This is a genomic window from Vallitalea longa (assembly GCF_027923465.1).
Classification (GTDB): Bacteria; Bacillota; Clostridia; order Lachnospirales; family Vallitaleaceae; genus Vallitalea; species Vallitalea longa.
This window is the reverse complement of record NZ_BRLB01000004.1, coordinates 174,549-188,554: the sequence shown is the minus strand read 5'-3', so window position 1 is coordinate 188,554 and position 14,006 is coordinate 174,549. Positions and strand designations below refer to the sequence as shown.

Annotated in this window: 11 protein-coding genes; 3 read left to right on the top strand and 8 right to left on the bottom strand. The window is 31.2% G+C overall.

Features of this window, described 5'->3' with window-relative positions:
* Positions 1-201: 201 nt before the first annotated feature.
* From QMG30_RS10220 to QMG30_RS10210, 3 genes are read right to left on the bottom strand one after another with little or no spacing between them, the layout of a single operon-like run.
* Positions 202-2,358 (bottom strand): DNA topoisomerase III, encoded by a 2,157-nt coding sequence (locus tag QMG30_RS10220; protein ID WP_281815091.1) that lies wholly within the window; start codon positions 2,356-2,358, stop codon positions 202-204.
* Positions 2,359-2,372: 14 nt separating this feature from the next.
* Positions 2,373-3,050, bottom strand: coding sequence for a uracil-DNA glycosylase (locus QMG30_RS10215; RefSeq protein ID WP_281815090.1), 678 nt, complete (start codon positions 3,048-3,050; stop codon positions 2,373-2,375).
* Between the two features lie 17 nt (positions 3,051-3,067).
* Entirely contained in the window at positions 3,068-4,291 is a 1,224-nt protein-coding gene (locus QMG30_RS10210) for a mechanosensitive ion channel family protein (protein ID WP_281815088.1), read from the bottom strand.
* A gap of 141 nt (positions 4,292-4,432) precedes the next feature.
* Here QMG30_RS10210 and QMG30_RS10205 point away from each other — a divergent pair, with 141 nt between their 5' ends.
* A complete protein-coding gene (locus QMG30_RS10205) occupies positions 4,433-4,858 on the top strand; it encodes a hypothetical protein (RefSeq protein WP_281815087.1) in 426 nt (141 codons plus the stop codon).
* Positions 4,859-5,032: 174 nt separating this feature from the next.
* The gene (locus QMG30_RS10200; protein ID WP_281815085.1) at positions 5,033-5,332 is read left to right on the top strand and encodes a hypothetical protein; all 300 of its coding nucleotides are present in this window, start codon (positions 5,033-5,035) and stop codon (positions 5,330-5,332) included.
* Between the two features lie 26 nt (positions 5,333-5,358).
* Here QMG30_RS10200 and QMG30_RS10195 read toward each other — a convergent pair whose 3' ends face one another.
* Together QMG30_RS10195 and QMG30_RS10190 are read right to left on the bottom strand one after the other, a co-directional pair.
* A complete protein-coding gene (locus tag QMG30_RS10195; RefSeq protein ID WP_281815083.1) occupies positions 5,359-5,718 on the bottom strand; it encodes an MmcQ/YjbR family DNA-binding protein in 360 nt (119 codons plus the stop codon).
* Positions 5,719-5,735: 17 nt separating this feature from the next.
* Positions 5,736-7,673 carry an endonuclease MutS2 gene (locus QMG30_RS10190; RefSeq protein ID WP_281815082.1) on the bottom strand — a complete coding sequence of 646 codons (1,938 nt, stop codon included), beginning with the start codon at positions 7,671-7,673 and terminating at the stop codon, positions 5,736-5,738.
* A gap of 558 nt (positions 7,674-8,231) precedes the next feature.
* On the opposite strand from QMG30_RS10190, the gene QMG30_RS10185 reads away from it, so the two are divergent.
* Positions 8,232-8,432, top strand: a complete 201-nt coding sequence (locus QMG30_RS10185) for a hypothetical protein (RefSeq protein ID WP_281815081.1) — start codon at positions 8,232-8,234, stop codon at positions 8,430-8,432.
* A 67-nt stretch (positions 8,433-8,499) separates the two neighbouring features.
* Here the strand turns inward: QMG30_RS10185 and QMG30_RS10180 are convergent, their stop codons facing one another.
* The 3 genes from QMG30_RS10180 to xylB all read right to left on the bottom strand — a co-directional run bounded on the left by QMG30_RS10180 (position 8,500) and on the right by xylB (position 14,002).
* Positions 8,500-11,178: a discoidin domain-containing protein gene (locus tag QMG30_RS10180; RefSeq protein WP_281815080.1), complete on the bottom strand. Its 2,679-nt coding sequence runs from the start codon at positions 11,176-11,178 to the stop codon at positions 8,500-8,502.
* Positions 11,179-11,429: 251 nt separating this feature from the next.
* On the bottom strand, positions 11,430-12,236 hold the full coding sequence (locus QMG30_RS10175) for a rhomboid family intramembrane serine protease (protein WP_281815079.1): 807 nt from the start codon (positions 12,234-12,236) through the stop codon (positions 11,430-11,432).
* A gap of 281 nt (positions 12,237-12,517) precedes the next feature.
* Positions 12,518-14,002, bottom strand: coding sequence for a xylulokinase (gene xylB / locus QMG30_RS10170; RefSeq protein ID WP_281815078.1), 1,485 nt, complete (start codon positions 14,000-14,002; stop codon positions 12,518-12,520).
* Between the last annotated feature and the right edge of the window lie 4 nt (positions 14,003-14,006).

Sequence of the window (14,006 nt, the reverse complement as noted above, 5' to 3'; positions counted from 1 at the left end):
TATGTAAAGTTAAATATTTTATTTGGAATAGTATTATTATGAATATTTTACTAAATTCCTTATAATAACAAATACGCATAAAATTTTTTCACAAAACAACGTTCAACATTATAAAAGGCAATTAATTATTCATATAAATCTATGTAATCATATAAAGGCTAACTTTTTGAATAATGAGTTAACCTTTATGACCTTTATGAATTAAAATTTCAATTTCGATAATGAATTAGCAAAAGCATTGTTAATTGGCTTATCAGCTTCCTTTTTCATATTATTCATATATTTGTTAACTTGCTTTTTATTCATCTTACTTTGATTAGCTTCTTTTCTTTTGTTCCAAGAAGCCAGCTTTTCTTTAAAGCCACAATTATTACATATAAACATCTTCTTGTCACCTTCACCAACCATAATCATTTTCTTATGGCATTCTGGACACCTTGCATTGGTGATTCTGTTTATCATTTTCTTATAACCACATTCTCTATCCGCGCAAACAAGCATTTCACCGTTTTTATTATTTACCTTAAGTAGATTTTTCCCACAATCAGGACATTTTTCACCGGTTACATTATCATGTTTAAAAATAGAATTGTCTTTTTTGACTTTATCAACAATTTCTCTTGTATAACTTTTTATATTATTGATAAATACAGGTTCTTTCACCTTTCCTTTACTTATATTGGTCAATTCCATTTCCCATTTAGCAGTAAGCATAGGCGATTTTATGTCTTCTGGGACTAATTCTACTACTTGGTTACCCTTAGATGTTGGATGTATCTTACCATTTTTATCTTCCACATAGAATGTATTGTATAATTTCTCAATGATATCTGCCCTTGTTGCAACTGTACCGATTCCACCTACATTAGTTAATGTTTCCTTCATCTTACTTTCTTTTACGAACTTCTTAGGATTTTCCATATCAGCCAAAAGTGTAGCTTCTGTATATCTTGATGGTGGTTTAGTAGTTCCTTCTGTGTAGAAGATTTTATCTATTTTTACTTTATCACCTTTTTTGAATTTAATGATTTTTTCATTTGTATCTTCATTGTTAGCACCAATTGCTTTAAATCCTTTGTTGATGATATTTTTATAAGTAACACCAAACAATTCATTTTTTACAGCGATTTTGACTTTTATTTCCTTATATTCACATGGTTGTGAAAGTACTTCCAAAAATCTTTTGACTACAAGATCATATATTTTTCTTTCATCTGATGATAAATCATTTAAAAAAGCAACTTGCTCAGTAGGTATGATAGCATGATGGTCAGTGACTTTTTTATCATCAACGAATCTATTGGATATATTTAGTTTTGATCTAATTAACGATCTTGCGAAACTTTTATACGTACTGGAAGTTATACTTTCCAATCTCTCTTTTAATGTAGGCACAATATCCTTGGATATATATTTTGAATCAGTACGTGGATACGTTACTACTTTATGTCTTTCATATAATTGCTGCATCATTTGTAATGTTTTCTTCGCAGAAAAACCATACTTGTTGTTTGCATCAATCTGCAATGTTGTCAAATCATATGCATAAGGGGTAGGTAGTTTCTTTAATTTTTCATCAACACTTCTGACTTCACCTTGGCTATTTTTTATATGACTCAGTATTGCATCTCTTTTATCATTATCATATAACCTAGTATTGCCTTCATGTCCAGCCCAATTAAATTCTACATTATTAGCTGAACATTTTAATTCCCAGAATTTCACTGGTTTGAATTTTTTGATTTCGTTTTCTCTATGGACAATCATATTTAGAGTTGGTGTTTGGACTCTTCCTGCTGATAATTGTACATTATGCTTACAGGTAAGTGCTCTAGTTAGGTTAAGTCCAACATACCAGTCAGCTTTTGATCTTGCTACTGCGGATTGATATAGATTCCAATATGCTTTCCCGTCTTTTAGATTTCTGAATCCATCTTTTATTGCCTTATCTGTTTGAGATGAAATCCATAACCTTTTTATAGGTTTCTTAACTCTTACTTTTTCGATAATCCATCTAGCAACAAGTTCTCCTTCTCTTCCTGCATCTGTAGCTATAACAATTTCACTTATATCTTTACTGTTCATTAAATTCTTGACTACGTTAAATTGTTTTGATGTTTGTTTGATAACTACCAACTTCATCTTTTCTGGAAGCATTGGCAAGTCATTCATATTCCAGGTCTTATACCTTTCATGATAACTTTCTGGATTGGCTAACGTAACTAGATGTCCAAGTGCCCAAGTAACTACATATTTATCTCCAATCAATGCTCCGTTTGTTTTTCTTTTACATGAAAGTACTCTTCCGATTTCTCTTCCAACAGAAGGTTTTTCAGCTAATACTAATGTTTTACCCATTTTTTATCCATCCTTTACATCTCGTCTATCTGCCAGTCTATTTCTTCTGTATCTATACTTCTTAAATACTTATTTGCTTTTGAAAAAGGTTTACTACCAAAGAATCCCCTGCTTGCTGATAATGGACTTGGGTGAACTGATTTAATGATATAATGTCTATCATTGGTAATAATCTTTTCTTTTGATATTGCATAATTTCCCCACAGTATGAAAACAACAGGTTCTATTCTATCATTTAACAGGGAAATGATCCTATCAGTAAATATCTGCCATCCTATTTTGCTATGTGAAGCTGGTTTGGAAGCCCTTACAGTTAATGAAGCATTCAGTAATAATACTCCTTGCTTAGCCCATTTTGTTAAGTTTCCATGATTAGGTATACTACATCCTAAGTCACTATTAAGCTCTTTATATATATTAACAAGAGAAGGAGGTACTTTAACTCCTTTCTGAACTGAAAAGCTAAGTCCATGTGCCTGCTTAGGTCCATGATAAGGGTCCTGACCTAGTATAACTACTTTAACATCTTTATATGCTGTATAATGAAGCGAGTTAAATATATCATACATATCAGGATATATAGTAAAATTATCATACTCATTTTTAAGGAAACATCTTAATTTTTTATAATAATCTTTATCAAATTCATCTTCTAATAATTCTTGCCAATCGTTATTGAATATTTTTTTCAATTATTAATCCCCCTATTTCATTTGTCATTTGCTATCTGCTGAAAATCATAATTTGATGGGCTCTGATATATTTCCAAATCAAAATAATTGACTATAGCGAATATATGGTCGAATATATCTGCCATAATTCCTTCATAATCAGCCCAGGCTGTATTATTAGTAAAACAATATATTTCTATTGGCAGTCCTTTATATGTAGGAGCTAATTGCCTAACAAGCAAAGTGAAATCATTATGTATATTAGGATTTCTTTTTAGATATTCTAAAATGTATGCTCTAAAAGTACCAACATTAGTCAGCCTTCTTCCATTCATTTCATTTCTCATATTACATTTCTTGTTATATGTAACTATATCCTTCTGTTTATCAACTAAATAATCTCTTAGCATATCGATTTCCAATAATTCATTATATAATTTATCATCTAGGAATTTGATACTGTCAATATTAATATTAACAGCTCTTTTTATTCTTCTTCCACCTGCATCTATCATTCCTTGCCAGTTCTTAAATGATTCGTCAATGAATTTATATGCTGGAATATTAACTAAAGTTTTATCCCAATTTTCAACAGTTATATTAGTAAGTGATATATCTATGACTTCTCCATCAGCACCGAACTGATTCATTTCTATCCAATCACCTATTTTCAATAAATTATTGGTTGATAATTGAATACCAGCTACAAGTCCTAATATGGAATCTCTGAAAATCAAAATAATAATTGCAGACATTCCACCCACTCCACTTAACATTGCCCAAGCAACTGAACTATCCGTAAATATAGCAATCAAAAACATTACTGAAAATATGATTATGAAAATTTTTATAACCTGCATTATTCCTTTTATAGGACGACTTTTAGCAAATTCTCTAGTCCTGTATATCTGCTGTATCGCATCTAATATCCTAAAAAAGGTTAATGTAAGAATTAATAAAATATATGCATATACGAATTCCTGTATTAATTCACTATATTTGAATGAATTGGAAAAGATATAAATGACCAAAGCCGGTCCGATATGGGATATATTATGAAACACTTTATTTTCATATAGTATCTCATCAAAGACATTATCAGTTTTGTAAACTATTTTCTGGATTATATTGAGAATAACATATTTAGTTATTTTTTGGATAACAAAACAAATCAGAACAATTATTAATATAGCAATAACTATACTTAACCATGTATTATTTATATCAAATTTACTTAACCATTTTTCTATACCAGTTACCATTTTGCTATCCTCTCACAACAAACTATATTTATTTTAAAATTATAGCATATAAATTAAAATTTTTCTATTTTATTTTTCACACTTTAGTACACCTAGACATACTATATACTAGGACAAGACAATAAAAGGAGGTTAGAATAAATGGCTGACGGTTATGGTTTTCATCATGATCTTGGTAGACTAATAGGTCAAACAGTTACTATTTTTACAACAAGTGGTGGCGCATCAGGATGTGGTTTTACTGGTATAGTACTCGCTTGTACAGAATGTTTCATCAAGTTATTAACTTGCCCAGGTGGAGCTCCAACTTATCCAATTCAAGGCCCATGTGCAGCTTGCTGTGGTCAAGGATGTAACACTTGTAGAACTAATTTAAGTGGCTGCGGTGGCGGTTGCGGCGGTGGTTCTTGCGGTGGCGGCTCTTGCGGTGGCGGTGGCTCTTGCTACGGTTTCTGTAGTGGCGGTTACGGTGGTGGTTGCGGTTATGGTAATTGCAATTATTTAGGATCTGTTACTTTAATACCTTGTGACAAGATTGCATCTTTCGTACAAAACGCTGTTCAATAGTACTAATAAAGCAGGGATATCCCTGCTTTTTTCATATAACAATATTTCATATATTTAATAAATATATGTTAATTTCTATCAGTAATATTTATACCAATAATCTAATATAATTAATCACAAAGGTTTTATTCTCTATATATTAATATTATATAGAGTAATATAATGGTGATTAATATGGTTGGCAATATATTCTCGGATAACTTGAAAAAGTTCCTTTATAAGACAGTTACGATTCATACTGTAGGGTGTAATGATAACAGCGTTGATTTCACTGGTACCCTTGCGGCAATTCATGAAGATTACGTTACATTGATTCTAACACTTGGAGTAGTAAGAAAACATGATGAATCACCAAAAAATATGATTAATTTTAATAGGACATATAATAATTCTCCCCCTTGCTTGTATAAACCAGGTTCTATAGCCGATATACCGATTTCCAAAATAGCAGCAATTGTACATTACCCAGTATAATCAACGTTTCACTACACCTTAAATGTTTATATTTTTTTTATTTGTTCTTTCTCATCTTTCTTTAGCTTATTGTAGACAAGCTCATAGGATTTATCAATCAAGTCTTTCACCATACCATCTGGTAATCTATTATCTACTATAACTGTATTCCAATGTCTTTTATGCATATGATAACCAGGAATTATAGCATCAAAATTGTCTCTTAGATAAATAGCATCATCAGGATCACTCTTCAAATTTATCCTTAGTTCCTTTTTATCCTTATTTATAAGTGAGAACATACGACTTCCCACCTTGAATACTGGTGTATCATCTCCAAAAGGGAAATCTTCATATGCACCTGGCTTATTTAAGATATATTTTTTTACTTCATCACGAGTTAGCATCTTAATCTCCTTTCTATCTACTCAATTTCTCTGACCATATCTTTTACATACTTTCTGCTCATAGTTTTCTTCTTCTTTCTATTTTCTTTCGTTTCGAAAAGTATATCCATATCATAATCTTCTGGATATAAGTCTTTACTATCTAGGAAAGGTGATAATCTTTTTATATTAACTAACATCTTTTTATTTCTTATCATAACTCCGACTTCACCTTTTTTATTAACTTCTGCATATACTACACCTTTTTGTTTGATAGTATGAACAAACACTACATCTCCTATTTTATAATCAACTGTTTTTTGGTCATCCTGTTCATGTTTTTGTCTATCCAATGATTTTGGTCTTTTAGCTTTTTCATAATAATTAGTTTCAATTCGTTTAGAGTCTTTATCCTCATTAGTTAATAAACTCTTATAATCTTTACTTTCATTATAAGTTATTTTATGAGCTCTTTCAATAACATCTATTTGCATTCCTAATCTAAGAGCTATGATAAATGCATTACTTTCTCCAGCTTCACCTATTACCAACTTATACATGGGTTTTAACGTAGCCAAATCGAATGTCATTCTACCATTATTGAAACCTTTATGTTCCGTAGCAAATGTCTTTACTTTACTATAATGTGATGTAGCGATTATAGTTGATCCTTTATGATATAGTTTTTCCAATACCGATACAGCCAGACCTTCACCTTCAGCAGGATCTGTTCCTGCTCCTAACTCGTCAAGAATAATTAACGTATATTTATTAGCAGCCTTCATAATCTCTATAATATTTTTTACATGTGCAGAAAAAGTACTAAGTGATTGTTCTATACTCTGTCCATCACCTATATCAACTAGTATATCATTGTATATAGCGAATTCGCTTCCTTCCTCAACTGGAACATGTAATCCTGACTGTACCATTGCGGTAAATAGACCAATGGTTTTTAACGCAACGGTTTTACCTCCAGTATTAGGTCCTGTTATTACTAGGGAACTGTATTCTTTTCCTACTTCAAAATCAAGAGGAACAACATCGCAACCAATCATCGGGTGTTTTCCTCCTCTGATTTTGATGTAACCGTCAAAATTAACTTTTGCACTTCTGCCATTTATGGTTTTACTATATTTCCCTTTAGCAAATATATAATCATAATAAGCCATAGTTTCTATATTTATATTTAACTCTCTACTATATGATTCTACCATATAGGTTAGATATAAAAGTATTTGATATTCTTCTTTATCCTCATCTATTTTAAGTAGTTCAAGTTCACTTTGCGCTTTTCTTACTGCCTCTGGTTCTATAAATAATGTAGAACCTGTAGAAGATTTATCTATTACACTACCAGCTATGTTATTTCTATATTCACTTTTTACTGCAATGACATGTCTTGTATTCTTAATACTTATTATATTATCTTGGAGATATTTTTTGTAAGCTGGAGATTTTATAATATTTTCAAGTTTCAATTTTACTCTATTTTCTGCAATATAGATTTTCTTCCTTATTTTTTCAAGCTGTGTACTTGCTTTATCAACGACCCTATTGTTTTGGATACATCGATCAATTTCTTCTATGACATCATTTAATTCATACATGGAGAAAGCATAGTTACTAATTGTTGGAGCCATATATTTTCTCTCTTCCATATATCTGATTAATTTTTTAGTACTCCTAAGTAGACCTAATATATTTTGTAGATCTTCTGGATTAAGAGCTGTTGCTTTTCCTAACTTTTCAATAACATTTTCTATACCCACTAGATTCTGAATAGGAACAGCTGAACTTTTATCCATGATTATTCTAGCTTCTGTAGTTTCAGTTAGTTGGGTTCTTATTCTATCTATATCATCACTAGGTCCAAGATCATCAACTAATTTTTTGCCTAATTCAGATATTGCTAATTCTCTCAAATTACTTTTGATTTTATTATATTCCAATAGCTCTAATGCTTTTATATTCAATGGTATTACCTCCGTTTATTTATATCAATGAAAAACGACTATTTCGTTTTATTATTATTCTGTACAGAAAGGCTACGCCTTAGAAATTAAATTTAAAAAAAGCTGAAAATGAATACATTCATTTTCAGCCATAATTATACAAATTTAATAATACATTTAAAATGATAATTATAGTATATAAATGTTCTTTCAATAAATCTAATGATAAGTACACTAATTAAACCTATTCTATAGGTATTAAGAGTACTTATTCTAGGTACATCAAGCATAGCTACCATCTCCCCCTAATAGGAATTGTAGCACAAAATTATATAATTATACCCTCTTAGTTATAGTATAACTATATGTTATCTTAATGTTACCTATATTAAATTAGATTAGTTAAAGAACACTTTCGCCATAAATTTACCTCTTACATTCATATACTTAATTATCTTATTTAATACTACTAGATAATCATTCTATTGTCAACATTTAAAATATTTTTAGGACAAGGTGTAACCATATACTTAGTACAAGCATATAGTATAGTAGAACAAGCTCTAAAGGAGGTTTAAAATGAAACGTTATAATAAATATGATTGTGATTGTGACTATGATTATGATTATGATTGTGATTGGGATTACGATTGTAAAGATGATTATGATTATGATTGGGGTAAAGATTGTTGCCATTGTAGACCTAAATATGAAGAATACGTATGCAAATGTTACTGTATCTGCAAAAAACGTAGACGTAGAAAAAAACACTACTGCTAATAATTGTATGTAATCATCCTGTAAAAAAATAGTTCTTTTAATAAGAACTATTTTTTATGATAAGAATTTAGCTGAAGACTTCAAACTCTTTAATGCTAGCCCAGCAATCATCTTCCAAATCAGCAATGGTTATACGTACATACCTAGCATTTGCTGTAAAATCATCATATTGAACTTGACTACTTGATTCATTATCAGTTTTATCGACAACATTAATCCATTCATCATCATCTATAGATACATCTATTTTATAATCATAGATTTTACCATCATATTCCCATACTACCCTAGTTCCATTAACATCATAATTACTACCCAAATCAACTTTCCACCAATGATTGTTATCATCATTATTAGCACACCATCTAGTTGACATGCTACCATCATTAGCTTTACAAGGATAATTCTTATGGAAAACATTCTGTTCACTACTTGCACTACAATGTTTGTTTAATGCTATATTATTCTTGCTGGATTCGGTAGTACTAAAATCATCACTTGCTTCTATCCTATAAGTATCATCATAAGCCAAGATGAATTTATAATCATTGCCAGCCTTGTATCTATCTTGATTATCTACGGGAATATCCCTAGGGTCAAAAGTAATTGTTCCTTCTCCATCAGTTATTCCTAGGTCAGGCAATGTAGCCCACCATATTGAACAAGGGTCTCCATCTGGAGATTCATCTATTTCATAGAGACCAATCCAATCTTCTGCATGAGTAGGATTATTACTATTGGATATGGTTATGTCTATAGTTTCATCTAAAGCGAAAGAGTCTCCCGATATAATTAATTCTGCAGGACTTACTTCAAAACTGCTGGTGGCTTGTATATCAAAGGTATCATCGTATGCAAAGATAAATTTATACTTGCCCCCACCATGATAACGATGTTTTTTCTCGGATGAAATATTCTCAGGGTCAAAAATAAATGTTCCTTGCTCAGCTGTTATACCTAATTGTGGTAATGTTCTCCACCATATAGCATATGGATCGCCATCAGGAGTTTCATTTTCTTCATAGATACCTATCCAATCTTCGTTGCCCGGTTCTTTACGACCATTGTTGAGAGTCACTTCTATGGTACCGTTAATGTTCACAACATTTTCTGATAAAGTCAATGTTGGTTTATTCACACTTCCCTTTAATGGCTCTATACTTTCTTTACCGAAAGAGTCTATTGCTATAACTATGAATTCATAATCAACATTACTTGATAATCCAGTAATTTCTAAAATCAGCTTCTCAGGCATAGGATATTTGTAAAACTCTGAGAATGCCAAAAACTCTTTATCCACATTATTATTCTCTTTGTTTACTGCTTGAATCTTATACGAATGAACCATATCTTCGTCTTTAGCTTGGTCAAAAGTCATCTTGACACTATCTGAGTTAAGATGCTCCACTTCTAATTCAGCAGTTTCATCAAAATATGGATTTTCACTATCTTCTATTCTTGCATCTGTATACCTATATTTTGTCTTGTCAGATGGATCCTCTATAACCCAATCATCTTTGATAAATCTATCATTATAGAAGTCCATTCGCTTTACTGTAACTGTATTGCTGTCTTTATTTACATTGAGTATAAGCCCTTCGCTGACTTCATGTCCACCAGGTGGGACACTACCTTGTATTTTACCGTTTTCCAACTCCATATATTTTAATGATGCAGTTCCCATGGAAGTAAAATCTCTTTGATGTATAGACCTTTCGTCATCTATAGCATAATGGGAATGTCCACTGAAAGTTATTACTTGTGGATAATCATCCAGTACATCATATAATGCATCATTTCCCCAATCATCACTTCCGTATACAGTATCCTTGATATGCTGATGTACTGTTACGAAAATCGGTTTTTCCGGGTCATCATTAGAAGCTGCTTCTAATTGTTCTCCCAACCACTCTTTTAGAGAACTACCAAACACTCCATGAGTAGCAACTCCTTCTGTACTGACTTGAATGAAATGATAACCTTCGAGTACCTTATGAGAATGTATTTTTTCTCCGGTTTTACTTTCAAATCTATCTTGTGCATGAACTGGTAATAAGCCATTATAATAATCATGATTACCCATTACCCATAATTTCAACGCATCTTGTGGAGCATACTGATTATATACTTCCATAAAATTATCATACTGATTACCATAACCTGTATCAGTTAAATCTCCAGCTACAATTATCCCATCCATATTTTCTACTAATTCATCACTTCTAGTTAATGCTCTCTGGAATTTTTCCTGTGCAACTGAATCTCCAATATGTACATCGCTAACAACTAGAAATTCCAAATCACCTCCACCATCTCTAATTTCATCAACTAGATGGAAGTTACTACTTGCATCGATAGGATAAGAACCTAGATCATCACTAAATAGTACTAATTTGTACCCATTAGATGGTTGAAATCTATCATTATCAATACTAGATAAATCCAATGTGAAATTTCCGTTTCCATTGTCAATACCTACCTCTGACAGAAACCTCCACCATATTGAAGCTGGATTACCATCAGGTGTTTCATTTTTCTCATATAAACCTACCCAAGCATCATCTCTAAGACTTGCATTACTTATTGTAACTTCTAGTGTACTATCAAGGGTAACAATAGTATCTGATAATGTAATCGATGGAATATCCTGTGCTTGAACTTTCATAGGGTCAATTCCAAAACATAATGCCAGTAAAAAAAATGTTGCAAATACATAAATCACTTTCTTCCTCATTTTCTTAAACATAATAATTCCTCCTTTTATTTATAAAAAATTGTACAACCCCTCATTAATACATATGTTGTAATAAGCATTTTATTACATTCAAATAAATTATAGTTTTTTTGCAAATACATAAAGCAGATAAAACTTAACATCACAATGATTACTAATTTAGATAGAAATAACTTCCCGATTGGAATAAAAAAAGAATAAACCACCTTTTTTAAAAATAATTTATTCTCTATAACTGTCTTTATAATATTAATTTAATATAATTATTTATCTTCTTTTATATGTTCATGATCATATAGATGATCCATACAATATTCATGATAGCCGTCACATTTTGAACAATATCTGAATTCTAAATCTTTATCATCTAATTCGGTTCTTCCACAAACAGTACATTTGTGTACATATGCTTTTTTAGCACTATTCATTTTAGCAGTATACTGTTTTTTTCTGTAGAAACTCTTGGTAGTACTTTTTGTTCCTGTTATAATATCTTTTCCAAAGAAAATAAAGAAATTGATTAATGCCATTACAGCCGCTAACCTTATAGAATTAGTACCCATAATTATCTGATATCCAAAAAATGCCCAGTTGAACCATGCTAACCATTTCATTTTTACTGGTATAATGAAAAACAATAATACCTGAAAATCAGGAAATAATCTAGCGAAAGCAAAAAACAATGATAAGTTGATGTAGAACGAACTAACTACTGGAATATCTGTAATGAATGAACCTGCTATAGTTCCTATCACACCTAGGAGATAGTAAATATTGAATCTGAAACTCCCCCATTCATGTTCTAGTGTACTTCCTATCATATAATAAAAATATAATACGAATACTATAAAAATCAAATTAGCATTTGGTGGATAGAATACGAAAGTTATTAATCTCCATACTTCACCTTGTTTTATTAATTCTGGAACTAGTGCTAAATTGATTGTAGTTCGTAATGGAGACATTCTCATAAAAAAATAAACTACCGCATTAGCAACAACAATATATAACATTAGATTTCTAATAGCAAATCTACCTAATTTTCTTTCTAACCTATCAAGCAACTTCATTGAATCACTCCTAACCTAATTATATTTTAGTCAATATCAGTGTAATTTATTTACGCATTTGTAATAGATATAAATAATTATACAATTATAACAATTTTACTCCTATACCAATGCTAAGTCAAGAGCAAAGAGGATAAGCCTAATAAAAGATTTCAGAGAAATGGAAAGTAAAACTTTCCTATTTTTATTAAAAAACAAAATAGCTGTCTATTAATATATCCATAAAAGCTATAAAGCTCCTACGATATTAATGACAGCTTATTATATAATAAATGTTTTATTTAGATTTGGCTTAACTTGTTAAAAGCACCTTTTAATGTACCATATAATTCATGATATATCTTATAGACTTTATTATACTTGTCAACATTTTGGGCTATTGGTTCAACAGTATTAGTAACCTTTATCAGTTTACCACAGACCTGTTCTACAGACTTACTCTCATCTGCGGCTACACAACCAAGAATAGCTCCTCCCAAAGCGGGACCTTGATTAGTATTGATGGTATTCATATTACAATCAAAGATATCTGCTAATATCTGACGCCATAATTGACTTTTAGCTCCTCCACCATATACTCTAACTTCTTTGATAGGAACTTTCAACTCTCTCAAGATTTCTAGGGAATCCCTAAGTCCAAATGATACTCCTTCAAGGATAGCTCTAGTCATATGAGCTCTTGTATGAGTAATTGTCAATCCAATAAAACATCCTCTTGCATTAGGATCAGGATATGGTGTTCTCTCTCCTACTAGATATGGTAAGAAAACAAGTCCATTACTTCCAGGTTCCACTTTAGTAGCTTCTTCTAGTAATTCATCGAATGATGCGTTTTTATTAACTTCTTCAACCCACCATTTCAGACATGAAGCAGCCGACAACATAACTCCCATACTATGATATTTGTTATTGGCATGACAGAAAGAATGCACTCTGGCATCTTCATCAACAGCAAACTTATCATGAGCTGCAAAAACAACTCCTGAAGTTCCTAAAGCAACAGATAACATTCCGCTTTCAACCACTCCGATTCCAACTGCGCCTGCTGCTTGGTCTCCTGCTCCTGCTGCAACTATTATATCATTTTCAATGTCCAATTCGTCTTTTAGTTCTTTTTTTACAGTACCTACACTTTGAGATGATTCATATAGTTTTGGTAACATATCTTCATTGATACTTAAGAATTCAAGAACTTCATTTGACCATTTTCTATTTTTCACATCAACTAATAACATACCAGATGCATCTGAAACATCTGTTGAGAAATTACCTGTTAACTTATAATTAATATAGTCTTTTGGTAACATTATCTTACTGATTTTATTAAAAATCTCTGGCTCATTATTCTTTACCCACAAGATTTTAGGGGCTGTAAATCCCGTTAAAGCTTTATTAGCTGTTAAATCCCTTAATTTATCTTTTCCGAAATGATCTGTTATCTCATCACATTCTTTTTGTGTTCTCTGATCACACCATAATAATGCTGGTCTTAGGACATTATCGTCTTCATCCAAAATAACTAGCCCATGCATCTGTCCACTAAGACCAATAGACTCTATTTTATCACAACTTGTATCTAATTTTCCCACAAGTTCTTTCATTGCCTCTTTGGTTGCAGACCACCAATCCTCCGGATTCTGCTCTGCATAATTTAACTTAGGATAATATATAGGATAATCCCTAACGCTTTCTCCTAATATATCGCCATTCTCATTAACAGCAATAAGTTTAACTGAAGATGTTCCAAGGTCTACACCTAAAAACATACCT

Bases quoted from the DNA above. Each gene is read 5' to 3' on its own strand.
- QMG30_RS10210 (WP_281815088.1), bottom strand. From the start codon at position 4,291: ATGGTAACTGGTATAGAAAAATGGTTAAGTAAATTTGATATAAATAAT.
- QMG30_RS10180 (WP_281815080.1), bottom strand. From the start codon at position 11,178: ATGTTTAAGAAAATGAGGAAGAAAGTGATTTATGTATTTGCAACATTT.
- xylB (WP_281815078.1), bottom strand. From the start codon at position 14,002: ATGTTTTTAGGTGTAGACCTTGGAACATCTTCAGTTAAACTTATTGCT.
- QMG30_RS10175 (WP_281815079.1), bottom strand. From the start codon at position 12,236: ATGAAGTTGCTTGATAGGTTAGAAAGAAAATTAGGTAGATTTGCTATT.
- QMG30_RS10195 (WP_281815083.1), bottom strand. From the start codon at position 5,718: ATGCTAACTCGTGATGAAGTAAAAAAATATATCTTAAATAAGCCAGGT.
- QMG30_RS10200 (WP_281815085.1), top strand. From the start codon at position 5,033: ATGGTTGGCAATATATTCTCGGATAACTTGAAAAAGTTCCTTTATAAG.
- QMG30_RS10205 (WP_281815087.1), top strand. From the start codon at position 4,433: ATGGCTGACGGTTATGGTTTTCATCATGATCTTGGTAGACTAATAGGT.
- QMG30_RS10220 (WP_281815091.1), bottom strand. From the start codon at position 2,358: ATGGGTAAAACATTAGTATTAGCTGAAAAACCTTCTGTTGGAAGAGAA.
- QMG30_RS10185 (WP_281815081.1), top strand. From the start codon at position 8,232: ATGAAACGTTATAATAAATATGATTGTGATTGTGACTATGATTATGAT.